General features: G+C 44.8%; 22 protein-coding genes and 1 other annotated feature. Of the genes, 3 read left to right on the top strand and 19 right to left on the bottom strand.

Annotated features, from left to right (window positions below; translation table 11 throughout):
• Nucleotides 1-324 precede the first annotated feature (324 nt).
• Complete coding sequence (locus G400_RS0105210) at nucleotides 325-1,467, top strand: ArgE/DapE family deacylase (protein ID WP_017262850.1); 1,143 nt, start codon at nucleotides 325-327, stop codon at nucleotides 1,465-1,467.
• Between the two features lie 42 nt (nucleotides 1,468-1,509).
• Nucleotides 1,510-2,346, top strand: a complete 837-nt coding sequence (locus tag G400_RS0105205; protein ID WP_017262849.1) for a Cof-type HAD-IIB family hydrolase — start codon at nucleotides 1,510-1,512, stop codon at nucleotides 2,344-2,346.
• A gap of 345 nt (nucleotides 2,347-2,691) precedes the next feature.
• On the opposite strand, the gene budA is transcribed toward G400_RS0105205, so the two are convergent.
• From budA to codA, 3 genes are all read right to left on the bottom strand, one after another.
• The gene (gene budA / locus G400_RS0105200; RefSeq protein WP_017262848.1) at nucleotides 2,692-3,408 is read right to left on the bottom strand and encodes an acetolactate decarboxylase; all 717 of its coding nucleotides are present in this window, start codon (nucleotides 3,406-3,408) and stop codon (nucleotides 2,692-2,694) included.
• Between the two features lie 33 nt (nucleotides 3,409-3,441).
• Nucleotides 3,442-5,121, bottom strand: coding sequence for an acetolactate synthase AlsS (gene alsS, locus G400_RS0105195; RefSeq protein ID WP_017262847.1), 1,680 nt, complete (start codon nucleotides 5,119-5,121; stop codon nucleotides 3,442-3,444).
• A 274-nt stretch (nucleotides 5,122-5,395) separates the two neighbouring features.
• The gene (gene codA / locus G400_RS0105190) at nucleotides 5,396-6,631 is read right to left on the bottom strand and encodes a cytosine deaminase (protein WP_017262846.1); all 1,236 of its coding nucleotides are present in this window, start codon (nucleotides 6,629-6,631) and stop codon (nucleotides 5,396-5,398) included.
• A 226-nt stretch (nucleotides 6,632-6,857) separates the two neighbouring features.
• Between codA and gnd the strand changes: the two genes are divergently transcribed.
• Nucleotides 6,858-7,757 carry a phosphogluconate dehydrogenase (NAD(+)-dependent, decarboxylating) gene (gene gnd / locus G400_RS0105185; RefSeq protein WP_017262845.1) on the top strand — a complete coding sequence of 300 codons (900 nt, stop codon included), beginning with the start codon at nucleotides 6,858-6,860 and terminating at the stop codon, nucleotides 7,755-7,757.
• A 632-nt stretch (nucleotides 7,758-8,389) separates the two neighbouring features.
• Here gnd and G400_RS0105180 read toward each other — a convergent pair.
• The 16 genes from G400_RS0105180 to G400_RS0105105 all read right to left on the bottom strand — a co-directional run bounded on the left by G400_RS0105180 (nucleotide 8,390) and on the right by G400_RS0105105 (nucleotide 25,832).
• Complete coding sequence (locus G400_RS0105180) at nucleotides 8,390-8,875, bottom strand: universal stress protein (RefSeq protein ID WP_017262844.1); 486 nt, start codon at nucleotides 8,873-8,875, stop codon at nucleotides 8,390-8,392.
• 63 nt (nucleotides 8,876-8,938) lie between these two features.
• Entirely contained in the window at nucleotides 8,939-9,598 is a 660-nt protein-coding gene (locus G400_RS0105175) for a hypothetical protein (RefSeq protein ID WP_017262843.1), read from the bottom strand.
• Nucleotides 9,599-9,872: 274 nt separating this feature from the next.
• Nucleotides 9,873-10,580 carry a hypothetical protein gene (locus tag G400_RS0105170; RefSeq protein ID WP_017262842.1) on the bottom strand — a complete coding sequence of 236 codons (708 nt, stop codon included), beginning with the start codon at nucleotides 10,578-10,580 and terminating at the stop codon, nucleotides 9,873-9,875.
• Between the two features lie 33 nt (nucleotides 10,581-10,613).
• Nucleotides 10,614-11,141 (bottom strand): HdeD family acid-resistance protein, encoded by a 528-nt coding sequence (locus G400_RS0105165; RefSeq protein WP_017262841.1) that lies wholly within the window; start codon nucleotides 11,139-11,141, stop codon nucleotides 10,614-10,616.
• Between the two features lie 302 nt (nucleotides 11,142-11,443).
• Nucleotides 11,444-12,142: a methionine ABC transporter permease gene (locus G400_RS0105160; RefSeq protein WP_017262840.1), complete on the bottom strand. Its 699-nt coding sequence runs from the start codon at nucleotides 12,140-12,142 to the stop codon at nucleotides 11,444-11,446.
• A gap of 2 nt (nucleotides 12,143-12,144) precedes the next feature.
• Nucleotides 12,145-13,263 carry a methionine ABC transporter ATP-binding protein gene (locus G400_RS0105155; RefSeq protein WP_017262839.1) on the bottom strand — a complete coding sequence of 373 codons (1,119 nt, stop codon included), beginning with the start codon at nucleotides 13,261-13,263 and terminating at the stop codon, nucleotides 12,145-12,147.
• Nucleotides 13,264-13,375: 112 nt separating this feature from the next.
• Nucleotides 13,376-14,194, bottom strand: coding sequence for a MetQ/NlpA family ABC transporter substrate-binding protein (locus tag G400_RS0105150; RefSeq protein ID WP_026017229.1), 819 nt, complete (start codon nucleotides 14,192-14,194; stop codon nucleotides 13,376-13,378).
• Nucleotides 14,195-14,336: 142 nt separating this feature from the next.
• Nucleotides 14,337-14,607: a binding site (T-box leader), on the bottom strand.
• Nucleotides 14,608-14,742: 135 nt separating this feature from the next.
• Nucleotides 14,743-15,732, bottom strand: a complete 990-nt coding sequence (locus G400_RS0105145) for an aldo/keto reductase (RefSeq protein ID WP_017262837.1) — start codon at nucleotides 15,730-15,732, stop codon at nucleotides 14,743-14,745.
• A gap of 268 nt (nucleotides 15,733-16,000) precedes the next feature.
• On the bottom strand, nucleotides 16,001-16,987 hold the full coding sequence (locus tag G400_RS14540; protein WP_017262836.1) for a ribose-phosphate diphosphokinase: 987 nt from the start codon (nucleotides 16,985-16,987) through the stop codon (nucleotides 16,001-16,003).
• A 127-nt stretch (nucleotides 16,988-17,114) separates the two neighbouring features.
• A complete protein-coding gene (locus G400_RS0105135; protein ID WP_017262835.1) occupies nucleotides 17,115-18,389 on the bottom strand; it encodes an MFS transporter in 1,275 nt (424 codons plus the stop codon).
• 29 nt (nucleotides 18,390-18,418) lie between these two features.
• Nucleotides 18,419-21,040, bottom strand: coding sequence for an SF1B family DNA helicase RecD2 (gene recD2, locus G400_RS0105130; protein ID WP_017262834.1), 2,622 nt, complete (start codon nucleotides 21,038-21,040; stop codon nucleotides 18,419-18,421).
• 28 nt (nucleotides 21,041-21,068) lie between these two features.
• Nucleotides 21,069-21,767 (bottom strand): tetratricopeptide repeat protein, encoded by a 699-nt coding sequence (locus G400_RS0105125; protein ID WP_017262833.1) that lies wholly within the window; start codon nucleotides 21,765-21,767, stop codon nucleotides 21,069-21,071.
• Nucleotides 21,768-21,790: 23 nt separating this feature from the next.
• A complete protein-coding gene (locus G400_RS0105120) occupies nucleotides 21,791-22,453 on the bottom strand; it encodes a histidine phosphatase family protein (RefSeq protein WP_017262832.1) in 663 nt (220 codons plus the stop codon).
• A gap of 146 nt (nucleotides 22,454-22,599) precedes the next feature.
• Complete coding sequence (gene mnmA / locus G400_RS0105115; RefSeq protein WP_017262831.1) at nucleotides 22,600-23,733, bottom strand: tRNA 2-thiouridine(34) synthase MnmA; 1,134 nt, start codon at nucleotides 23,731-23,733, stop codon at nucleotides 22,600-22,602.
• A 579-nt stretch (nucleotides 23,734-24,312) separates the two neighbouring features.
• Nucleotides 24,313-24,660 carry a DUF1831 domain-containing protein gene (locus G400_RS0105110; RefSeq protein ID WP_017262830.1) on the bottom strand — a complete coding sequence of 116 codons (348 nt, stop codon included), beginning with the start codon at nucleotides 24,658-24,660 and terminating at the stop codon, nucleotides 24,313-24,315.
• Entirely contained in the window at nucleotides 24,660-25,832 is a 1,173-nt protein-coding gene (locus G400_RS0105105) for a cysteine desulfurase family protein (protein WP_017262829.1), read from the bottom strand. Before G400_RS0105105 ends, G400_RS0105110 begins: the two co-directional genes overlap by 1 nt.
• Nucleotides 25,833-26,176: the final 344 nt, after the last annotated feature.

Genomic DNA, 26,176 nt, shown 5'->3' with positions numbered 1-26,176 from the left:
AGCTCGACAACCAATATATTATGAGAAAATAATTAAATTCCGTTTTTTCTCTCATCAATTGTCAGAATTGGTTATTGACTAATTGCTTATACATCAAGATATTTGAAAGATTGGTCTAGGATAGCACAGACGTTTGCACAATTCTCATGAAACAAATCATAACGATTTTCGGTCATTTTCGTTTTTCGCATCAAGTTGCAATTTCAGGATAGTCAAACAAGACGGATGGACGTAAATTAGCTTTTTTACACAAACCGCCACTTTTAGTCGAAATAAGTGCTATAAAGGATGTAATCGGTTTAGAAAAAGGTGGTTTGAGAATCTATGGAAGAAAAGCAAGTATTAACGTTGTTAACGGATTTTATCAAAATTGATTCACGCAATGGCCATGAAGAAGCCATATCAGACAGGATTATCGCTGAACTCGGGCAGCACGGCATTACAGCCAAAAAGATTCCTTATCAAGATGGCAGAACAAATCTTTTTGCTGAACTGGATTCGGGTAAACCCGGCAAAACGTTGATGTTGACGGGTCATCAGGATACGGTAGCGGCTGACGAACATGATGATTGGCGCTTTCCACCGTTAGCAGCCCATGTTGAGAATGATCAACTTTTTGGTCGCGGGGCGGCGGATATGAAGAGCGGTCTTGCTGCCATGGTGACCACTCTGATCGACCTACATGACGCGGGGTTACCCAAAGCCGGTAAACTACAATTTCTGGCTACAGTGGGCGAAGAGTACGGTGCCCCTGGTTCACGGATGTTAACACAGGCAGGCTATGTCGACCACGTTGACGCCATGATTGTTGGAGAACCTACTAGTGATCAAATTATTTTTGCTCATAACGGTTCCATTGATTATTCTGTCGATTCAATTGGTAAATCCGTTCATTCTTCCATGCCTGAGAAAGGCATCAATGCCATTACCAACCTAGTCAAGTTTATAAATGAAGAAAACCATGCATTTGATGACGCACCAACCAGTGACGTTCTGGGTCCGGTTGTCCATTCTGTCACTGTCATCAACGGTGGTGATCAAGTTAATTCAATTCCTGGTCAAGCACACCTAGAGGGCAACATTCGACCAATTCCGGAATTTGACAATACAAAAATCATTGACCGACTGCAACAAATTATCGACAAACTCAATCAGGAACCCGGCGTGCAGTTAAAACTGACTGTCGATTTCAGTTTCTTCCCTGTTATCTCAGATCGTGAATCTTCCCTGGTTAAGATTGCCAGTGATGCCTTAGCGAAAGCGACAAAACAGCCAGCAAAATTATCCGTGATTCACGGCGCCACCGACGCCTCTGAATACACTAAGGCGGATAACAAATTCCCCGTTATTGTCCTCGGACCTGGTCGGTGGGACATTGCACATCGAGTTAACGAATATGTCGATTTGAGTGATTATTTGCATTTGATTGATGTATACAAGCAAATTGCCACTGAATATCTAAGCTAACGTTGCATATCACAATATCTTATTGAATAGGAGTTTCTCACTATGACCATCAAGCTCATTGCCGTTGACATGGACGGCACCTTTCTAAATGACGAAAATGACTACAATCGTGCTCGATTTGCACAACAATTCCGCCAATTGAGTGCAAAGGGCATTCATTTTGCCGCAGCCAGCGGTTCACAGTTTCAACGACTTGTTGATCAATTTCTACCCTTCAAAGATCAAATGGATTTCATCTCAGATAATGGTGCAATTGTGCACGCTCGCGATGCATTATTATTTGCTAGCGAGATTCCCCATCAGTTAGTCAATCAAACCTTGGCTGTGCTGAAACAGCATTACCCTCAGCCAATGGCACTGACGACATTATCTGGCGTTAACCGCGCTTACGTGGATAGTGAAACGCCAGAGCCAATTTTCCAATTGATCAAACGATACTATAATTCACTAATCCGTTTGGACCACCTGTTTGATGTCGATCCCGCAACTCTTGATGACCAACTGGTTAAAATCGCTGTCAGCTTCGATCAAACGATTAACACTGAGGCAGTGATTCCAGAAATGATCAATCAACTTCAACCTGGTTTATCTGCGATGAATTCTGGTTTTAATACTGAAGATATCGGTGTTTCTGGAGTATCAAAAGAAACTGGCCTACAGCATTTACAAGAACGTTACGGTATTCAAAATGATGAGATCATGACGTTTGGTGACAATGAGAATGATCTCGATATGTTAACGATGACGCCGCACGGATATGCCATGGCTAACGCTCATGCTGATGTGCTGGCAAAGGCGCCTCATAGGACGGACTCTAACAATGATGAAGGGGTTCTTAATGTCATCGATCGATTACTCTCCGGTTCATTGGACGTTTAGCTTCATTTCAGTAAGGAACTTGATAATGCCATAATGCCGTTAAATGCCGTTACGTTGTTGCGAAACGCCGTTCCCTGAGGACCGGTCTCAACCCGCTTAAAACGCGGTTTTCAACCTTGATTATGAGCCGAAAACCACGTCTCATAAGTCATCCCGCAACACTAAATGGGTAAAATCGCCCCATTAAGTGTTGCCGACACGGAACTCTGTTTCGCCACAACTTCACTCCATCGACCTTTTAGCTTCAAGATTGCCAAAACTACTATTAGAACAAATAAAACGACGTTGAATTTCCGTTTTTGTGGGAAATTCAACGTCGTTTTTCATTAACAAAGTCTAAGAGAACTATTTTTCTGCTTCATTGATAGCATCATTTAAACCGGATAATTCAATGTCAGCTTTCATAAAGTCAGCATTATCTGTCGGCAAATGTAACATCAAGTTTGGTAGTACTTGCGCGGTCACCTCGCCTGTCATGACGGTAAAATCAAGCAGGTGACCGGCAAATTGATGGTCGTCACTGATAAAATGCAAGTGAAATCCACCGACAGTCGCACCTGCGTACAATGCCGGGGCAAAGTAACCGACAACAGTTCCTTGAACATTTTCCCGCGTAAATTCCGGCTGAGCGGCAGTCGCCGTCGTCAGTGGTGGATACGGTTTCGTTTGTTTAGGTGCCACCCGTACGTGTACTCGGTTAAAGATACCAGTCATCACAATGCCCGCAAAGGCATTTTTCAAGCCTGCAGTCGTTTGTAACCATGTCGTAAATGCTGGCATTGTCATGGCTGCCAATGGTGTCTTAGGCAATTGATTATCAAACGTATGGACTGAAGCGAATGGCATCGTCGCATCACCATTGACCGTGTTGACTGAACCATCAGCTCCAGCTTGAAAGGCCTGTCCATCAACAATGATCACTTCACCATCCAGACCGGCTAGTGTACCAATGCCAGTATCACCATGGTTCAGCAGTTCTTTCGTTGTGATCGTGCCGTCGAACAGCCCGGGAACTAACAGTGCCAAGGTTCCGTGCTGATATAATGTTTCCGTATCTTTCATTAACCTAAACTCCCTCTGTGCTATCGATGTTTGCTAGAACTGATCTGGCAACAGTGTCTTGCCCAGCTCTTGATTATGTGAGTAATCAACGGGCACATCAACAATTACCGGTCCCTTTGTCGCAAAGGCTTGATCCAGCACTTTGTTCAAATCTGCTGGGTTGTTAACCCGTAATCCTGTTGCACCAAAGGCCTCAGCGTATTTAACATAGTCAACGTGACCAAAATCAACAGCCGCATCTACACCATATTTCATTTCTTCCTGGAACTTCACCATATCATAGTGACCGTCATTCCAGATAATGTGCACAATATTGAGTCCTAAGCGAACTGCAGTTTCTAACTCCTGACCGGAAAATAAGAAACCGGCGTCGCCTGAAACAGAAACAGCTTGATGATTTGGCCGTACCAGTGCCGCAGCGATTGCCCATGGTAATGCAACGCCTAATGTTTGCATCCCATTGCTGAATAGCAAATGACGTGGTTCATAGCTGCGAAAATGACGCGCCATCCAAATGTAATGGCTACCCACATCAACACTTACAGTCATATCATCGGTAATGTGATCCTGCAGAGCGGCCACTAGCGCTAATGGCTCCACAGTTGTGTCTACTTCACCTGCTTCAAAATTTTGATCTCGCGTCGTTAACTCTTCATGAAATTCAGCTAATGTCTGCTTGGCAGCAGTGCTGGGCTGATATCCTTTAATCGCTGGTTGTAGGATGGCCAGTGTTTGGGCAATGTCGCCTACTAGCTGTGTTTCTGGTTGAAAGTGTTGATCCAACTGGGCCGCTGTCGCATCGATCGTCACGATGCGGGCCTGCTTCTCAGCATTCCAATTACGCGGTTCGTATTCAACCGCATCATAACCAATGGCAATCACTAAATCAGCCTGTTTTAGCAAACGATCTCCTGGCTGATTCCGGAATAACCCGACACGACCAAAGTAGTGGTCAGCTTCCAAATCGCGAGAAATAATTCCGGCGCCTTGGAACGTTTCAACCACAGGAATGTTGGCAACTGTCACGAGGTGGCGAATCGCACCGGTGACTTCTGGTGAAGAAGCTCGCATGCCGGCAAGAATAACGGGCAATTTCGCACTACGAATCTCCTGAGCCAATAAACTAATATCTGCGGGACTTGCTGGTCCCAAAACGGGCGCTTGCAATGGTTCCAACGCTGGGCTGGTAACTTCGGCGTCATCCACATCCTGTGGCAAAGAAACAAAGCTCGCGCCCTGTTTGCCAGCAGTCGCGGATTCAAACGCATTTGCCAACACTTCTGAAATGTTTTCTGGATCTTGAATTTCCGCAGATAATTTCGTGATTGGCTTAAATAATGCCGCATTTGCCATGCTTTGGTGGGTCAACCGTAGTAAGTCCTTACGTGGAACTTGTCCCCCAATGGCAACTACGGGATCACCTTCGGCTGTCGCAGTGACCAAACCAGTTGCTAAGTTACTTGCACCTGGTCCTGAAGTAACTGCAACTACCCCTGGTTCGCCTGTAAGTCGGCCAATCCCCGCCGCAATAAAGGCCGCGTTTTGTTCATGTCGTGCGACAACCAGCTTAGGCGATTGCGGATCAGTAGGATGAGCCAAACGCTCAAATAAACGATCAATCTTAGCACCAGGAATACCAAAAACATACTTCACATTATGGTTAATCAAGCTCTCAACAACGGCATCAGCGCCGTAACGAGTTTCTTCAGTCATGAATAATCTCCTTAATTAATTCGTGACGTAGCGACCGTTTTCGGCCAGCAAATACGTTCACTTGTGAAAAAATCATAGTCCCAGCGTACCACACTTTTCACAAATGATTAAATATTTTGTGACAAAAAGGCAGTTCCATTATTGAAGCTGCCTTTTGTCTGACACTATTGCATTTAGGATGAGTTTCCAAATGATAAATGTCAGCCTATTTCACAAGTAAAAATTTTGTTTGTGAATTCAGTGACCGTATCTGACACATTTAAAATTCACAAACTCAAAAATTCAGTTTAGTCACTTTAGGCGTCGTCTGTGCAATGACACGACCGCCACGGATTGAATACAGCACTTCTGAATGTTCATTAAGTACATTGTAGAAATCACTGTTGTTATAAACAATACAGTTACCAGGCTTGCCGACTTCAATACCATAATGGTCAGTAATATGCAGTGCCTTAGCAGCATGGCTGGTAACAAATTGATATGACCCATTAATCTCGTCATATCCCATTAAGTGGCCAACATGGAGGCCCATCGAAACGGGATCTAACATATTACCATTTCCCATTGGATACCATGGATCACGAACATCGTCTTCGCCGAATGCGACATTAATCCCATCTTCGTTAAGTTCTTTGACCCGCGTCATCCCCCGACGTTTAGGATAAGTATCAAACCGTCCGCCTAGATTGGTGTTTACTAACGGGTTCGCAATCATATTAATGTCTGCCATCCGTAACAAACGGAATAATTTATAGGCATACGCGTTGTTGTAAGACCCTAGCGCAGTCGTGTGGCTAGCCGTCACCCGGTCAGACAGGCCTGTTTCGTATGCAATCGTTGCCAAAGTCTCCAAATGACGAGATGCAGGATCATCGATTTCATCACAGTGGACGTCAATCAGGCGGTCATACTTTTGAGCTAAGTCGCCAATAAAATGTAACGATTCGATACCATATTCACGAGTAAACTCGAAGTGAGGAATGCCGCCAATGACGTCTGCCCCCAACTTAACGGCCTCTTCCATTAACTGCTTGCCATGAGGAAACGACAAAATACCTTCTTGTGGAAAGGCAACCAGTTGCAGTTCTACCTCATCAGCCATCTCTTTTTTAACTTCCAAGAGTGCTTTTAAGGCGGTGAAGGACGGATCGGTTACATCGACGTGTGAACGCACAACCTGAATCCCATTGGCAATCTGCTTGCGCAAGGTTTCCTTCGCCCGCTCTTTAACGTCTTCAATCGTTAACGTTTTCTTTCGCTCCGACCAAATGCGAATACCATCAAATAATGTACCAGATTGATTCCATTCAGGATCTCCAGCCGTTTGGGTCGCATCCAAATGAACATGTGGGTCAATCAATGGTGGTAATAATAATTTGCCGGTTGCGTCAATCACCTGCTCATTATCCTTAGGCGTTAAATGCTGATCAATCGCTTTAAAGACACCGTCTTCAATTCGAACATCTTGTAAATCGCTCTGATTGTTGATGTGAACCTGCTGAATAAGCATTAGTTGTAACCTCCATGTGTCAGTAATATGTAAACGTCTTCAATCTCGGTTTAGCGTAATGCTAATAAGTTTTGAATGCAAGCAAAACTATGATACAAACGGATTTGAAGCACTTTTCGAAAACAATTTGAAACCTTTTTTCAAAAATTTATCTTGATATTTGTAAATGATTTTCATATAATCAACATGTGCAACAGACAATTTATTTTAAAAGAGGAGCTTTCTAATGAAATTAGGGTTAATCGGTTTAGGCAAAATGGGTCTGAACTTAGCAGAAAACATGATGGATCATGAAAACGAAGTTGTTGGTTTTGACTTAAACAAGGACTTTGTTAACCAAGCAGTAACCGCTGGTGCTGAAGGTGCCGACTCACTTGCTGACATGGTCGCTAAATTACCATCACCAAAAATCGTATGGGTTATGGTTCCAGCCGGCAAGCCAACTGAATCAACGATTGACCAATTGTTAGACTTACTTGACGAAGGTGACTTCATCATCGACGGTGGTAACTCCTTCTGGAAAGACTCTGTTGCAGATGCTCAAAAGGCTGAAGAAAAAGGGATCAAGTTCTTCGACTGTGGTACTTCTGGTGGTCAATCTGGTGCCCGCCACGACGGTAACTTCATGATTGGTGGAAACGATGCCGCTGCCTTTAAGACACTTGAACCTTTGTATGAAGGTATCGCCCAAAAAGATGGTTACCTTTACACGGGTAAAGCTGGTTCAGGCCACTACCTCAAGATGGTTCATAACGGGATTGAATACGGTATGATGGAAGCTATCGGTGAAGGTTTCGATGTGCTTGAACACAGTGCATTTGACTACGATAACGAATCCGTTGCCCGTCTTTGGAACAGCGGTTCAGTTGTTCGTTCATGGCTGATGGAATTGGCTCAAGACGCTTTTGCTAACGATGCCAAGTTAGATAACATCAAGGGTACTATGCACTCATCTGGTGAAGGTAAGTGGACTCTTGAAGAAGCTATGAACCAACAAGTGGCAACCCCTGTTATTGCTATGTCACTATTGATGCGTTACCGCTCAATGGAAAACGATACCTTTACTGGTAAAGTGGTTTCTTCATTGCGTAACGGCTTCGGTGGTCACGCGGTTGATAAAGCTTAATTTAATAAATTTTTTCTATCGGATGATGCCCTCTTGGGTGTCATCCTTTTTCTTTGCTTATATCAAACTGATTTAACTTCCTCGAGTATGTCAAATCAGCATACAGCATACTGCCGTTGCGCTGAGCAGAAATGCCATTCCATGAGGACCGGTCTCAGCCTCCCAAAACCTGGAGTCTTCTACCTTGATTATGAGCCGAAAAGTTCATCGTCTCATAAGTCATCCCGCAACACTAAGCGGCAAAATTCCTGCCGCCAAGTGTTGCCGACACGGAACTCTATTTCTATTCAGCTCCACTTCTATGACAAACAGTTTGTAAATCAACATTTTTCAAGTATTATAAGCCTGCTCTCGTAATGATAATCACTATGTTAGCTGAAGGGCGTCAATAGTGATACCGAGTCGTGAAAGTGGTGTTAATTCCGAATTTACACCACGGACGGTCACACAGACGCGGCTTTTGCGAGGCTGTGTGGCGAGGTGAAAGACTCCGGTTTTTAGGTCCGGTCCCACGACGAGCGTGTCACTATTGACAACCGTAAGCGCCATTCACAGCTCTACATTAATGCCTTAGCCGAAATAAAAAAGCTGTACCTCATTGTGGGGGTACAGCAAAACAAAATTGAATTTAATTATCGAACCACCAACACAGACACTGGTGAATATTTGGCCACATAAGCTGCCTGGCTACCAAAGTACTTAGCAACCCCTTGACGCGACAATGAGCCGACAATTACAAGGTCTGGATCAACTTGTGGGATTACCTGCTTGACAATTGTTTCACCAGGATCACCTTCAGCAATCAACGTTTTAACGGACTTAACCCCTGAATTTTCGGCAACCCGACGATATTTGTCTAATCGTTCTTGAATCGTCTTTCGTTGTTGATCCAACATTTCCTTGCTTAACGCAGTAAAAACATTAACATCCTGCTCTTCAAGGATGCTAACAATAACCAGCTCGGATTTATCTTCCTTCGCCTGTTTGACCGCGTACTGATAGGCTAGTTGTGCATCCGGAGAATCATCAACACCAACAAGCACACGCTTGTAGTCGTAGACCTTCCCCTTTATGATGTCATCCTCACTTGGTACTTTCTTATTTTCACTTTTTGCCATGTTAAACAACTCCTTCACAGATAATTGTAACCGCTAACACTGCAATAAAGCTAGTCTAAACGACTAATGATTTTCAATCGGCTTAATATAATCTTGAGCTGTTGCCAAAGTATTCGCCGCTGCCTGTTTCATTGATACGGTCGCTTTGTTCTTTAATCCAGTCAACCGCTTGTGTTTTACATCAACTCGGTATTGCAAAGGCTGCCCATCTTTCGCAAAGATAAGTTGGCTCTTAAAGGCCTCGCCGCTGCGGTGATAGTTGGACGCAGTATGCTTCTTGTAGTCCGCCTCAGTCTTATAAACAGCAGTTGCCGTCGACTTTGGCACTAGAGTTAACACGTTGCCCTTTTGTGTTACTTCCCCATCTGTCACTTGTTCTTGAATACCGTTCATACTTAACGAAGTAGTGACACGCTGCCTAAATTGATGGTCTTTTGTAAAGACGACCAACAGCGTATTATTCAACATCTGCTTTTTACCTAGTGTACTTTGACGTTTGTAAGACCCCTGATAACCAAGATCTTGCCAAAAATTAGACTGTGTTTTAGTACTCTGCTTTTTTGTGGCCATCTTTGCGACTGATTGATGATGCGCTTCTGCCTTCGCGGGTTGACTGACGACACTGATAGTCATCAAACTGACTATCACTGCTAATGCGACGACCTTCATTTTACTAATGTAACGTTTTCCCCCACTTGGTGCAGATTGGTGCTGTGTACTCATACGTTATTCGTCCCTCATTTCAAAGTTTTGATGGCAATTAGGCACTATGCGCTGACCAGTTGTCATCCCCTTAACTGATTATCGAGTACTATTATCGCAAACATTTGTGCAAATTTCAGAAAAATTTAAAGAATTTAACCTCTGAATGGCTTGTACGATGTTCCTGACAATATAGAGAATTCAATGCAGTCAACGCATCTACCGCTTTCGAAACAAGAAATTACAAATTCATAACAATTTGTTCCTATTTGTGCAAAAAAACCGTTCAATTCAATTATTGAGCGGTCTTTTCTTGCATATATTTAACGGCATCAGCCAATTTTGTAAATTGTTTAGTTTGACCAGCATTTAATTTATGAGCCCGCTGGTACACCCGTTTGGTTGGCGTAAAGTGCGTATGTGTTTTTACTTTGCGACTCGCACTCGCATACGCATTTTCTAATTTTTGATACGTCGCTTGGTTGCTCGTTGCATCAATGTTGAGTCGTTTTTGGTCACTAGCCTGCAAATGATCGATGTAAACGCCCGCCTGCGGTTTAACAACCTTCATCGTCTGATTAATCGCAGTAACATTGTCCTGCTTGTTGGTCGCCAGTTGCTTAGCATACGTGCGTTCAAATTCACTAAGTGGTAGCTGATAGATAGCTAACGCAATATTGTTAGGCTTAGCCTTCTTCTTATCGCTACTGTCAAACTGATAATGAGCCACTGTTACCACCACTGCAGAACGACCAAAACTCATTGAAGTAATGGTCGCCTGCTTGTGCGAGAACGAAGCCACCCCGTGTGCCGTGACCGTCTTGCCCTTATATGTCAACGGCTGGGCCGCATCAACCAACTCATAATTCGTTGTTGTCATATTTTTATACAACACAGTGCCACCCACTGCTGCAATTGCGATCACAACAGCAACGACAATGGCGCTAATCAACCATATGAGGCCCCGATTATGAACCGGAGCGTTTGTCTCTGTTTGCTTCATTACCCAAGGTCCCCTTTATTGCGCTATTTTATTCTAGAAAGCCCGCATAATGTGAAGAACTCCCTCAATGAAGAAGTAGATGCCAATCAGTGTCGCTAAGGTTAGTGCAGCCACCACTGGTTTTAGTAACAATAAAATACCAACGATAAGACCAAGCACATCTAAGCCGATGCTGACCCAGAAATACCGTTTGTCAAACGAACGCAGTAACCCCGACGTAATTAAACCAGTCAATGAATCGACGATGAACCATATTGCAAAGAAAATTGGTAATAAGCGCATCCCGATGCCTAGATGAAAGATTAAAAATGCACCAATTACAATGTCTAAAATCCCCATAAGCAACAACCACACAGGAGAGCGTCCCAGAAGCCGACGGACGTCATCGTGGAACCATACCTCATAAATGCCTCTAAGTAATGCAACGGCCCCAAAAATGGCCACCAATGCCATTAAACTCGATGCAGGATCCACAAAAGCAATTCCCGCTGCAATGATAAATAATACGCCAAGAATGAAACTATACCAGTCAAAGGACCGACGGGTGGAATTCCAATTCATGTCATCATCCCTATCTTTACAAAATTTTGATTCACGTTCATTACGCTATCTGTGTTCAGTCTAACACTCGTATCATGACCGACCAACAGTTGCGCCCCATTCATCAACAAAAATTAGTTAATGTCCTATCAGCGTCATTTTCCGAGGAAGTATAAACGAAAAAAGCATCCCATCCCCGGACAGGGAAATAGAATGCTTTCAGAATAAGGATTGCTCTCACGACTTTAAACGACGATACCAGTCCGCATTGTTCTCACCCAAAGCCGTAATGAAATCACTGCCATCTGTCCTTAAAATTTAAATTAACGGTGGTCAGTTTTACGAGCCCACAAATCACCCAAGATTTGGATGATAAACACGATGGCTAAGATAATAATCATCGCCATGATGGTGATGTCATTTTCAAAACGGTCATACCCGATACTAATCGCTGTATTCCCAAGACCACCACCACCAATGGCACCAGCCATTGCAGTAAGTCCGATCAAACTGATAACCGTGACAACCGATGTCCGAATTAAATCAGGGAGCGCTTCACGTAGATAAACACGAAAAATAATTTGCATCGGTGACGCACCGACTGCTTCCGCCGCTTCAATAATGCCGCGATCAACATCGACTAAGGCATTTTGAACCTGACGTGCATAAAATGGCGCTGTACCGATGGTCAAAGGAACTAAGGCTGCGGTAGTGCCAATTGAGGTGCCCACAAGTAGCCGCGTGAATGGCGCGATTACGGCCAACAGGATGATAAAAGGAATGGACCGGAAGATATTTACCAGTTTATCCAAAATCCAGTATGTTGTCCGATTCGCCAGAATGCCACCTGGTGCTGTAACTACTAACGCAATTCCGATAATAATTCCAAGAATGCCGGCAATTATTCCGGAGACCAGCGTCATGTAAATTGTTTCCCACGTTGATTGGATGAAGACATCCTTGTTAGCCACAACGTTTGGCATAATGGATGTCCAAAAATCTGTTGCTAAAATAGTTGTCATGCTTATGCCTCCCCTTCGGCGTTTGTGTCTGCCTCAGCAGCCTTGCGTGCGAGTTCTGCCTGATATTCTGCGACATTGATTTGCCGGACAGTCACGCCCTGTTCCTTTACGTAGGCCAATGCCTTATCTACTGCGTCGCCTTCACCGCTTAATACCAAGCCCAAATTACCAACTGGCGTATTTTGTAGAATCTCGACGTTCCCGAACAAAATATTTGGCGTAACTTTAAATTGCTCATACAGTTGTGCAATCAAGGGATCATCAGTCGATGCACCCGCATAGGACAGTACAACCAGCCTCTCATTTGCTTGTAAGTGCTGGATACTTGGCTGGGCAACAACGTTTGCCAAGGCGGCATCAATCTGAGAAGACGTTTCGATGAATTCTTTCGTCAATTGCTGAGTTGGCTTGGAGAATATCGTCAGCAAGTCACCCCGTTCAACGATTTCTCCACTCTGCATAACGGCCACCTTGTTACAGATAGATTTAACTGCCTGCATTTCGTGAGTGATCAACACGACCGTCAATCCTAACTTTTCATTCAAGTTTTTTAATAAGTCAAGGATCGACGATGTCGTTTTAGGGTCTAGTGCTGACGTCGCTTCGTCGGAGATTAAAATCTCCGGATCATTTGCCAATGCCCGGGCGATTGCCACCCGCTGCTTTTGCCCACCAGATAACTGCGCCGGATAATCATTTTTCTTTTCAGATAGGCCAACTAAGTCCAAGAGTTCATCCACCTTAGCCTGCTTGTCATGCCGACTCAATTTAGAACCCAACAATAGTGGAAACATGACGTTGTCACCGATGGTCCGCTCATTCATCAGGTTGAAGTGCTGGAAGATCATGCCAATCTTTGTTCGTGCTTGGCGCAGTGCCTTTCCCTTTAAGGCACCCATATTCTGACCACTAACGGTCACCTTGCCAGATGTTTGTCGTTGCAACTGATTAATCACCCGAACCAGCGTACTTTTACCCGCGCCTGAATAGCCAACGATACCGTAAATGTCACCCTTGGCAACTTCCAAGTCAACATTCTTGACGGCTCGCACAGTGCGGTCAGCCTCTTTAAAAGTTACATCAATGCCCTTCAAATCAATAATCGGTGCGTTTGCTGCCATAATGGTTGTTCCTTTCCTAATTCGAATTCAATACGGTTAACTAAAAATGTTCTATGTATGCAAACGTGAACTGCGAAACCAGTGCATGTTTGTCTAAATAATACAAAGGAAATTATTTGATGTCCAAATTCCATGCTGGCTTTTCAGTGCCTTTGAAGTCCTTGTTGATGATATCAGCAATCTTCTTGGTTTGGTAAGCCTTAACAATTTCTTTGACAGCTTTCTTGTTCTTGTCAGCCTTACGGGACACGATAATGTTGATGTAGGGTTTAACATTCTTGTCGATTTTTTCTGCATAAACGGCGTGTTTGATGTTCAACTTAGCGTCAACAGCGTAAGTATTGTTGACAACTGCGGCCGTGGCAGAGTCGAGCGAACGTGGTGTTTGGTCAGCAGCCACCGCCGTAATCTTCAGATGCTTTGGATTTGAGGTAACATCCTTAGGCGTTGGTAACTTAGCATTGTCTAATTTAATCAAACCGGCGTTCTTTAATAAGTTTAAGGCACGTCCTTCATTAGTTGCATCGTTAGGAATTACAATCTGATCACCCTTCTTAAACTCAGAAACCTTCTTAAGCTTTTTTGAGAATAATCCAAGTGGTGCAACAGCTGTTTTACCAACCGGTGTCAAATCTGCTTTGTGCGCCTTGTTCCACTGGTCAAGAAAGTAATAATGCTGAAAGGCGTTTAGGTCAATCTGCTTATCATTCAACGCTTGGTTTGGTTGAGTGTAATCAGTGAAGGTCACGATTTTTAAGTTAATGCCCTTCTTCTTAACATCCTGAGCAATTGGCTTCCAGATCTTTTCATCGTCGGTGCCGACAATACCAACTTTAACTGTTGTCGTCTTAGCGGAACTAGACTTGCCACAACCCGCTAGTACCAAACCTAATGCAAGGACTGATGCAGTGCCTAATAAAATACGACGAATTCTTTTATTCATGTTAATTTACCCCTTTTTTCATCCAATTAGATGTCATTAATATCGACTCATTTTTAATTTGCCGACTTCACATAACCGCTAACTGACAAGACTGAACTTCAACAACGAAAAAAGCCCGCCTCTAATAAAAATTAGAAGCGAGCTTATCGCGTTACCATTCTAGTTCGAACTGAATTTACATTCAGTTCCTCATCAACCGACACCTAGAAAGGGTCTAGAATTCCTAAGTAGCGGTGTGCGCGGTAATGGGCGCCAAGTCATTATCACCTTACTGACAGTAGCTGCCGGTTCGACGATACCAATCGCAGGCCATTTTCATCCCAATTTAACTACCTGCTCTCAGCAAACGCAGGTTTTCTGTACAGTCTTGTTAGAACTACTTTCCTGTTCAAATTGTTTTTCGGTCATGTGAAATTGTTATTAGATTACCGCACAAAAAATCGCTTGTCAACGATTATTGTAAGAAAATAATGAGATTTGCCACGCCGTTCTCATAATTATTTTTATATAACCCAATGAGAGCACGTCAAATCCCTTTAACGGTTTAAAATACTTTCAATTCGTTCAAGTTCATCTGTCGTGAAGGTCAGGTTGTTAACCGCCTTGATGTTGCCCAACAAATGGTCAACATGTGAGGCACCAATGACAACACTTGTCACCACGTCATCATGTAATAACCAAGCCAAGGCCATTTGAGCCAAGGTTTGTCCACGATCAGACGCCAAACTATTCAGATCATTTAACTTGCTAACTACTTTATCAGTACCTTGTTTCAAAGACAGCTTATTGCTCCAGTGAATTGGCATATCTTCGGGGATACCCTGTAGATAACGATCAGTTAGCAGACCTTCTGCCAGTGGTCCGTATGCCACTAATCCTAATTTATTTTCCTTCAGTACGTTTAGCAAACCATCGTCTTCCACAGCACGATTAATCATGTTGTAGCTACTTTGGTTAACAACAAATGGCGTATGGTGTTCCTTAAACAGCTTAGTGATCGCTGCTGTTTGATCCGCAGTGAAGTTTGACACACCAACATATAAGGCCTTTCCCTGCTTAACCATCAGGTCCAACGTTTCAACTTGTTCTTCGAGTGAGGTATGTGGGTCGAAGCGGTGCATATAAAAGACATCGACATAATCCAGGTGCATCCGGGTTAGTGATAACTCCAGTGCATTCATCAATGTTTTACGCGATGAAAACTCGCCGTAGGGCCCAGGCCACATGTGAAAGCCAGCCTTTGTCGTTATAACCAATTCATTACGATATGGCTTCAGGTCCTGCTCGTAAACCTTACCGAATGTCTCTTCGGCACTCCCGTTGCTAGGGCCATAATTTGACGCATTATCGAAACTGAAAATGCCGTTGTCAAACGCCTTCAGCATTACCTCACGGCTATTTGCGTAAGGTTGTTCGTCTCCTAGATTCCGCCACAGGCCAAAACTGACCGCTGGCAACATAAAGCCAGTGTCAGCAACCCTGCGAACGGGCATGTTTGCGTACCGTTCTTCGTTTGCTTGATACATATCAATTAGCTCCTCTCACTCTATGCTTACAGGCCTTATTTTAACGTAAAATACTGTCAAAAACGAACTTGTCTTGCTTGCGGCGCGGGGTTGGCGCCGGTCTTTGTTAGTGGTATATAAGTTAAAGTAAGAATTTGTTTATAAAAATTAAAAGCAATTCCTGTTTAGAACGTATGTGATTGTCCCTATTTTGTGGGCACAAAAAAATCGTGCATTCTGTTCGAATACCACGATTTTTTGATTTATCTTTTAAAAAACATCAATTGGTCTATCTTAATTTAACGTCCGGATTTTGTTTGCTAATAAACAATTCATCGACCGGCTGATTGTTGTGAATCCGTAAAATAGCCTCGCCAATTAAATCAGCTACCGAAATGACCGCCAACTTATCAAACTGCTTTTCGGCAGGGACTGCAATTGAATCCGTTACAATCACCTTAGTTAACTTTGATTGTTCCAACGATTCGGCCGCACGACCAGAAAAGACCGCGTGAGTCGCAACCGCATATACATCCTTGGCCCCACTGGCTTTAAGAATATCTGCCGAGACCGTCATCCGGTCCGCTGTATCAATCATGTCATCAATAATAACGGCAGTTTTACCCTTTACATCACCAATCACTGAGTCTGGCTCCGGATCAAATTCATCTTCTGACCGGTTATCAATGATTGCAATCGGTGCCTTTAATAACTCAGCAAAGTTACGGGCCCGTGAAACACCAGCATGATCAGGGGCAACCACAACAATGTTATCCAGTAAGTCGTTGGTGTAGAAGTATTTCGCCAATAACGGTGCACCCAACAAATGATCAACAGGTATGTTGAAGAACCCCTGAACTTGATCGGCATGCAAATCTAACGTCAAAACACGGTCGACACCGTCAATTTGAAGAAAGTTAGCCACTAGCTTGGCTGTAATTGGTTCACGGGGACGCGCTTTCCGGTCTGCCCGTGCATACCCATAGTAAGGCAGCACCACATTGATTTCACCGGCACTAGCACGCCGCAATGCGTCAACCATAATCATCACTTGCATGAACGAACTGTTCACGGGATCACTAATGGATTGGATGACATAAACTTCATCCCCACGAACGCTTTCATCAATGGTAATCGCAATTTCACCATCAGCAAACGTACTGATGGTAGTTGGACTCAGCGGAATATTAATAGACGCTGCGATTTTTTCTGCCAACGGCCGATTGGTGTTCAGTGAAAACAACTTAATGTTGCCGTTAGACTTTTCTTCACTCATGACTGCCTCCACAAATTCATTTCAATAGTCCTATTATCGCAAGTAAGCCTGCGAATGACAAGGAAAACCCGGTTAAAACCGGTTAACTTGCGAACATTTATCACACCGCCAACACTGCCGCAATCTTTTACTTGATCGGCGCTTGCTCACGGCTAGCTAAAGTGTGGTTAAACCACCAAGCAATCCCAACCAGCAAGATGCCTGTAATCATAAATAACCACTTGATTGCCACCACATCCGCTAACGGACCAAAGAACAACATTGCAATCGGATAAATTCCCGTCGAAACAATCTGAAAAATGGAAAAGACGCGGCCCATCATGTTTGACGGCACGGTTTCTTGAATCAAGATATTACTCGTCGCCTGAATAATCGGCATTGCAATGCCACTGACAAACATGAAGAACAAGTACACCGCAAATGGCTCGGGAATGCCCATCGCAAAGAACGCTACCCCGCTAACGGCCAGCGCCACCGCGATAACAGGCACTTTATGATTAATTTGTTGATGGCTACTGATCCAAATGCCGCCAATGGTAGCACCTGCCGTCCACAACAATTCGTTGAGTGTCAATAACATCACCCGGCTGCCAAACGTTTGTTTAACGAATAATGTTGATAACTGTGAACTGGGTGCCACCATGATAAACGCTAACGCAATGAGGATCATAAACCAGCGCATAAAACTGTGGTTGAAGGTAAATTTCAGCCCACCGCCAATTTGGCTCAACGTCGACGTAACCGCACCTGCCGTTGCCTTCTGCTGGTCAAGAACAACCGGATCGACCTTGATTAAGGCTAGTAACAATAGCCCAACTCCGGCCGTCACCACATCCACGACAAAAATGAAAATGATTCCGAGTTTCCCTAAAATTAAACCAGAGACAATCGGCGTGATAAGCAATAATATCGCATTGATCAGCTGGTTCAGTCCATTCATACGCGTTAACTGTTTGCGCGGCGTCAATTGCGGTAATAATGCATTGCCGACGGGCATTTCCACCCCTGTTCCCATCGAGCGAACAGCGGCGATTAGTAATAAGAGCCATAAATCACGCCAGCCAAAATAAAACATCAGTGCAATGCCTAACGTCACAACGGTGACCATCCCCGTTGCCCACATAAGCAGGTTCCGGCGGTTAGACCGGTCAGCCCACACACCAGCCCATAGTGACACTAAAATTTGGGGCAAACTTTGTGCCAGCGTTGCCAACATCATCCATGTTCCAGACGACGTTTTAAGCGCAATGTACCATAAGATCGCAAAAAAGACTGAAGAAGAACCGAACAAGAAAAAATTCTGAGCGGCTAAAAACAGCCCTGTATTCCGCTGCCAGTGTTTTTCAATCGCAGCATTTACAAGACCATTCGACACATTTGAAGCAACATTTGATGAAGCCATCATTCTCCCCCGCTTACCTTAACTTTAGGCTAACCCTTTCCTGGCGCAAAATCTTGGGGCGTCAACTTGCCCATTCCAATCAATGGATCGATATTGCCGCTCAGGATTAAGGCCGTCGTCAACCTTGGCTCACCTAGTGTACCGCTTTCTTCGTCAAGCGTGGTTGCAGACGACTTTTCCACATTACTGAACGCTTCTTTTGCTTTCGTTGAGGGCTGTCCTAATTCAGATATAGCTGGATCCGAGACACTTTCGTTTGCAATCGGTGCCTCTGAGTCGATTGTTGCTGCCGCACTAGAATCAGTAACAGTATCATCACGGGTTGGACTTGGTGCCGTCTGTTCTTCAACAGTGTCGTCACCCTCATGTTTGAACACCTGCCGCAACCGAGCCTGCAGAGTCGTTTGCCGGTTGGCGGATTTATTGGCAGCGGCTTCAGCAAAGGACTGTGCGTCACCAACCAGAATCAGCCATTGTTGTGCTCGGGTTACCGCTGTATAAAGCAGGTTACGTTGTAGCATCCGACGAAACTGGGGTACCAAGGGCAAAATTACTAGTTTGAATTGCGACCCCTGCGCTTTATGAATGGAGACACAGTAAGCCAACGTCACCCTGTCAAACTGGGCACGTCCATACGTAACCTCTGTTTGATCAAAGGCAATGGTTAACTTGTCAACCTTGTCTTCGTTGGTCTTATCGGTGGCTAAATCAATCCCGACAATCTCACCCATGTCGCCATTAAACACATTATTTTCCGGGCTGTTGACTAGGTGCAACACCTTGTCACCGATCCGAAAATGCTCATTGTGAGCCTCGACTTCTTTCGTCCGCGCACTCGTTTTCGGATTCAAGGTATCCTGAAGGGCCGTGTTTAACGCATTGATTCCGGCAGCCCCCCGGTACATAGGTGCGAGTACCTGAATATCCGTTTTAGCAAAGCCACGTGACTTCGCACGGGCGACGACCTGGTTAACTAACGGCACAACTTGGTAAGGCCGAGCTGCAAAAAAACTGCGGTCCGTTTGATTCACCGTAAAATCGGCTGGCAATTCACCGTGCTTGATAGCATGTGCCAAAGGAATAATCGAAGAACTGTCGTCTTGGCGATAGATCGTTGTCAATTCGGTAGACGGCAGACAGTCTGACTTCAACAGGTCAGCAAACACCTGCCCCGGGCCAACGGAAGGCAATTGATCCTGATCCCCAACCAAAATCACCTGCATGTGATTAGGCACGGCCTGAACCAATGTCCTAAAGAGAAACGCATCCACCATCGACATTTCGTCCACGATGAGCAGTCCGCCTTCTAGATCTTTGTCTGAAGACTGAGTGGCTTCATCTTCACGCCCGGTTAAGCCAAGCAAGCGATGAATCGTGCTAGCAGGTAAATCTGTCACTTCACTCATCCGTTTAGCAGCCCGGCCAGTTGGCGCCGCTAATAAAATCGGAAAAGTGCCATCCTCATACTCATTGACGTCCAGTGACAACTCATGGATCCGTGCAAACAAGGCGACAATTCCGTTAATAATCGTCGTCTTACCCGTTCCGGGACCACCCGTGAGTAAATAGACCGGTGAAGAAATTGCGGCCACTAACGCGTCTTTTTGAGCATCGTCGTACGTGATTCCCAATTGCTTTTCGACGAGTCGCACCTCATGATCCAAATCAACATCTTTAGGTAACAACCGCTCCTGCTGTTGTTGCAAACGCATCAGGTGTTCAGCACTATCCCATTCAGTATCATACAGTGACTTCAGGTAGACCTGTTGTCCATTGCCGACGATGAGCTGATCTTTCGCCATGGCAATTAATTGATTGGCCAACATATCTGGCGAAATTTGCACGTTTCGCGCCGATTCTAACAACGCCGTTGCATCGTGAATCAGTGGTTTTAGCTCGGCAAACGTATTCCCGGAAGCAAAACAAATGTCGCTGATTGTTTCCAACAGTGCTGCGCGTAACCGACCTGGTGCATCCGCATCAAAGCCCAATTGTTCAGCGATTTGATCCGCTCGTTTGAAACTCACCCCGTTGATATCTTCTACCAACTGATAGGGATTTTCTTGAATAATATGAAGCGTGTCCTGCTTGTATTTTTCATAAATCGTGCTGGCCAACTGACTGCCAAACCCGAAACCATTGAGACCGATGATAATCTGTTCCGTACCGTGATTTTCGGTCAGAACTTCAATCAGATGATCAGCAACAGACTTTTTTAAACCAATGGGATTTAGAACATCTGGATTTTTGACGACCTTGTCGATTACGCCAGTGCCAAGAGTTTCAACGATTCGTTCCGCTGTTTTTTTACCCAGACCGGGAAATTGATCGCCAGATAAATATTTGACCAGACCTGTTTTAGAAGTCGGCGTCTCATTTTCATAATTGCTGGCATTAAACTGTTTACCATATTTCGGATGATCCACAACCTTGCCGATAAAACGGTAGGTGCCCTCTTCCGCCACGTCACCAAATGAACCGGTGACGACAATTTCGTCCTCAATCCAGTCTAAGTCTGTCTGATCCACGTGAACCAACAGAACCTTATAAAAAGAATCAGAACTACTAAAAAAAATGGCGGCGACCTTACCCACGACATAATTGGGTTGAAAACTGGTGTTGTCGTCAAATAGCGACATTGACTCGGCCATGTTGGTTACCTCCATTCGTTAATTTCAATTATTTTGCTTGTGGATCGCCATCTTGATGACGTTTGTTGACCACCGTTGCGATATCGTTAACACGCTGTTGACTCCGTTTGACAAAATCAGGATCCAAACGTTTAGCAGCATTCATAAATGGCGTGGCATCCTTCTCCAGCACCATCGCCGTCAAGCCGCGACTAAAATATACATGACCATTTTGATCATCTGCTGCTAACGACTGATCATAAAAGTCTGCCGCCTGGTTAAAGTTCCCCATGGCCATCAAAATATCGCCCAGTAAAGCATTAACACTTGCATCCTTTGGCTTTGCATCGTGAACCGTTAATGCAAACGCAAAGGCTTTTTGATACTGATTTTGTTGCATCGCAGTTTGGGCCATCATCTGATAAGCTTCCAAGCGCAGCTTTTCGTCTTTTACTTTGCTAAACGCAGCCACGGCCTTATCGTAGGAAGCCGCCTGATAGTACACGTTACCTAAACCATAGTTCAGTAATGATTGTGCAACATCATCTTTGACAAACAATCCCTGCGCCTTCATCAACAACTCCTCGGCCTGCTCATAATCCTGCATTTCTGTCAGCACCGTGGCCAATTGGTAGTACAAATGAAAATCGTTGGGGTTCGCGTCAATTTGTTTCACCAAACGTGCAACCGCCTGCTTGGCCTCTGCCTGAGCAGCGTTTGCTGTCTGGTCATCATGTTTTTCACTCATGTTGTTGTGTGCCCGTCTCCTCGTTAAATCGTGTTGGTGGCATCTGGCGATTCCTCTAGGTACGCCGTCAGATTGCGAACCAGCAACTTAAAGTGTTGTCCACCGTCCACCGTTTCAAGAATTGTGGTACTAGTATTCGATAAACCGCCCTTAGCACGCATTTGCGCCAACGGAATGTGCAGTAGTCCGTTAATGCCGGCATTCAAAGCCGCTCCGTGTGAAACAAACAACAGGTTGTCATTGTCATCAGGGTGACAAGCGGCCGCCCGCCGAATGACAGGATCCATCCGCGCAATGACATCTTCAAATGTTTCACCGCCAATGGCAGTTGGATCGTAGTTTTCCGCATGAAAACGAAAACCATCGTACTCCTCAGGAAATTGCCGTTTGACATCATCGAAATACATGCCTTCCATTTTACCCAGTTCAAACTCACGCAAACCGGAATCCAGTGTCAGCGGCACACCCTGATGAAGACCTGCCATTAAGTGGATGGCGGTCATGCGCGCACGTTTAATTGGACTAGCATACACGTGTTTAAACGGAACGTCATGCAAATAATCAGCCAACTGATCGATTTCATCATAACTGCTCCGCAGCAATGGTGAATCGCCATTAGCACCTTGATAACGCCCCTCTAAATTCCATTGTGTTTTACCATGTCGAATAAAGTACAGTTTAGTCACAGTAACCCCGCCCTAAAGTAAATAATGTGCCTATATTATGTCACAAAAAAGGCCGTCAAACCAGCTCAACTGGTTTGACGCCCCCTTTATGTTTGCAAAACCAACTTAAGACTAAAACAACCTGGACTGATGTTTACAAACAAGCTTTAAATGTATTGTAATTCACGTGCTTCGTTGTATGCTGCGTCAATGATACCGCTACCTAAGCACTCGTCGCCATCATAGAAAACAACTGCCTGACCGGGCGTAATCGCACGAACAGGTTGATCAAACGTCACGGTGGCAACCGTTCGCTCATCATTCAAGTGAACGGTCACACCAGTGTCCTTTTGACGGTAACGGAACTTGGCGGTTACGTGGAAATCATTGTCATCACTTGGGTTAACCCAGTTCAGATCTGACGCAGATAACTTGGTTGCTAACAAGTGCGGATTATTGAATCCTTGGCCCACATACAAAATGTTCTTTGAGAGATCCTTGCCGATCACAAACCAAGGCTCATCACCTTGCTTTTGACCGCCAATACCGAGCCCTTTACGCTGACCAATCGTGTAATTCATCAAGCCATAATGAGTGCCCATCTGCTTGCCATCAAGGGTCATCATCTTCCCCTCTTGTGCAGGCAAATACTGGTTCAAGAAACCCTTCCAGTTCTTCTCACCAATGAAGCAGATACCAACAGAATCCTTCTTCTCGGCAGTTGCCAAACCGGCCTCTTCCGCGATTTCACGAACCTGTGGCTTCTCCATTTCACCCAGTGGGAATAGCACTCGATCCAACTGGTCAGAAGAAAGCTGACTCAAGAAGTACGTTTGATCCTTATTGCCATCTAAGCCACGCAATAAGTGACTGTGACCATCCTCATCGTGAGTCACACGGGCATAGTGCCCCGTTGCAATATAGTCAGCACCCAACTCTAACGCGTAATCTAAGAAGGCCTTGAACTTGATCTCCTTGTTACAAACAACGTCTGGGTTAGGAGTGCGGCCCTTTTTGTACTCATCCAAGAAGTACGTGAACACACGGTCCCAGTATTCCTTTTCAAAGTTAACAGAGTAGTAAGGAATGCCAATCTTGCTGGCCACCTTAGCCACGTCCTTGTAATCTTCTGTCGCCGTACATACGCCATTGTCATCGGTGTCGTCCCAATTTTTCATGAACACACCGACCACGTCGTAGCCCTGTCGCTTTAGCAACAACGCTGTCACTGACGAATCTACCCCACCACTCATGCCGACGACAACACGGGTATGTGAATGATCAACTGCTTGATCAGTCATGGTATCACCATCATTTCAATTAGATTCTGAGAATCAACGATTTGAAGGTCGTTATTATCAGTGCTTAACAGTATAACAGGACGTACTTACAAAATTCAAGTGACACCTGTTGGTAGTAGACGGTGTCACATTTGTGTGTTGTAACACGTTACAAACAGTAAAAATGCCGCTTGCGGTTGTCAATTTTGAAACGCCGCTGTGTGGACCGGTCTCAGCCCGCTTTGCGGTCTTTGACCTCGACTTGAAACCTCAAAACCCATGAGTTTTCAAGCTCGTCCGTAACCTAAATTCGGATAGCCCACCGAATTAACGTTACTCTCACAGCTCTGTTTCAAAATTGACGCCCTTTCGCTACTTTTAGTTGCGATTGACAATATTTCATCAGATGTATCCGTCTAACTTGGCTTCGCTTATTTTGCATAACATGTCTAAACTTCAATATCTAAAAAAGAAGCTAAGTCATTACACTGACTTTTGCTCATCTAACGCGAATAAGGCATTCATGGGAAAATACCCATAAATGCCTTATTCGCGTTACCTGAGAAGACCAAAACATGTTATGTTATGTCCCACTCTCGTTTATTTTGTTTGAACTGCAATCACATGGCGCTCGATCAAGTTATCAATTTGATAACCATACTGTTCGACCAATTCATCATGATTAGCGTTGGTATAGATGTTCACGTTACCTGTACCACTGGGATTGACGGTGCCCATTTTAAAACCGTTCAATTGTTTGTTGATCAACACGCGTAGCTTGATTGATTTAGCTAACCCAGCAGCCGGATCCAGTGGTCGTTCCAAACTGAAGCCGCCAGCATTGGTCTCCATAAAGCCAAGATCACGCAACGTGTATTTCTTCAATTGATCACTGAGGGTAAAAATGCGGTCATCCCCGGGAACCTGAACCGTTTGTTCAAATGCCATTAAAGCCCCTTCCTTCCTGCCATTTGTGGTTGTAACCGAGCAGTCATCGCTGCCATCGCCTCAATAAAGGCATCCAGATCCGCGGTTGTCGTGTAACGGCCAAAGCTCAATCGGATCGATTGCATGACGCGCGGATTATCCTTGCCAAACATTGCGACTAGAACATGACTAGGGTCTAAAGAACCTGCTGTACATGCTGAACCAGCGGAGACCGCAACACCGGCCAAATCAAGATTGGTTAGTGTGACATCGTTGGGAATTCCCTTAATCCACAGATTAATCACATGCTGCAGATTGTCCGACTTCAAACTGCCATTAAGTTCGAAATCAACCTGAGCCTTTGTTAAGCCATCAATAACATACTGTTTAAACCCAGCATACTTTTCTTGACGATGTGCTTTTTCCGCAGGTGTCAAAGCTTTCACAGCTGTCGCAAAACCAGCGATGGCCGGAATGTTCTCTGTGCCGGCACGTCGTTTGTCTTCTTGGTCGCCACCCTTTATGAAGCTTGGAAATGATACGCCATCGCGACGATATAGAAAGCCCATCTGCTTGGGGCCGTTGATTTTATGTGCCGAAGTTGACAGCATATCGATATGATCACGTTTAACATCGATGTCTAATAATCCAAAAGCTTGAACCGCATCTGTATGGAACCACGCCTGATGATCCTTCAATAACTCGCCAATTTCATGAATCGGCATCGTTGACCCAACTTCGTTATTTCCTGTCATGATGGAAACTAAAATTGTATCATCTGTTAACGCGGCCTTTAAATCGGCCATGTTAATCTCGCCTTGTTCGTTGACTGGCAGATACACAATGTCATAACCGTTATCGCCAAGCCATGCCGCTGTTTTCATAATGGATTCGTGCTCAATCGCAGTCGTAATAATTCGCCGACCAAGATTCTTGCGGGCAATGGCCGTTTGCATCCACGCCGTATTATTACTTTCTGTACCACCAGCAGTAAACACAATCTCATCGTCATTCGCATTAATACTTTGTGCAATCACATGGCGCGCATCATCCAGCACCGACCGGGCTTTCCGACCAAATGCATGGACAGAACTGGCATTACCAAAGTCGTTTTTCATCTGGTCCATCATGGTTGCGACCACCTCGTCACTCATTGGCGTGGTGGCAGCGTTGTCTAAATAAATATGCTTCACAATCCTGCCTCCTGTTTTATTGCTGGAGTGATACCGAGCTTCGGCATCACTCTTTTTAAACGTGCACCTGACTTCTGAATCCTGTGCATAAGCTACAAGTCAAAGCATTCGGAAAACCACCGAATCATTCGCCTTGTTTCTTATTGCTCGGATTCAACCCGAAGTAAGGCATCACTCTTTCTAAACGTGCACCTGTCGCCCAGAAGCCTGCGCATAACCCGAAAGCCGTCCCATTCGGAAACCCACCAAATGCGCCGTCTTCCACGTTATTGCTCAGCTTCTCCCAGGGCTTCGGCATCACTCTTCTTAAACGTGCACCTGTCGCTCAAGGTCCTGTGCACAAC

This window comes from Furfurilactobacillus rossiae DSM 15814 (assembly GCF_000428925.1).
Lineage (GTDB): Bacteria > Bacillota > Bacilli > Lactobacillales > Lactobacillaceae > Furfurilactobacillus > Furfurilactobacillus rossiae.
The sequence above is the reverse complement of the archived record's forward strand: the minus strand, read 5'-3'. Positions and strand labels throughout refer to the sequence as shown.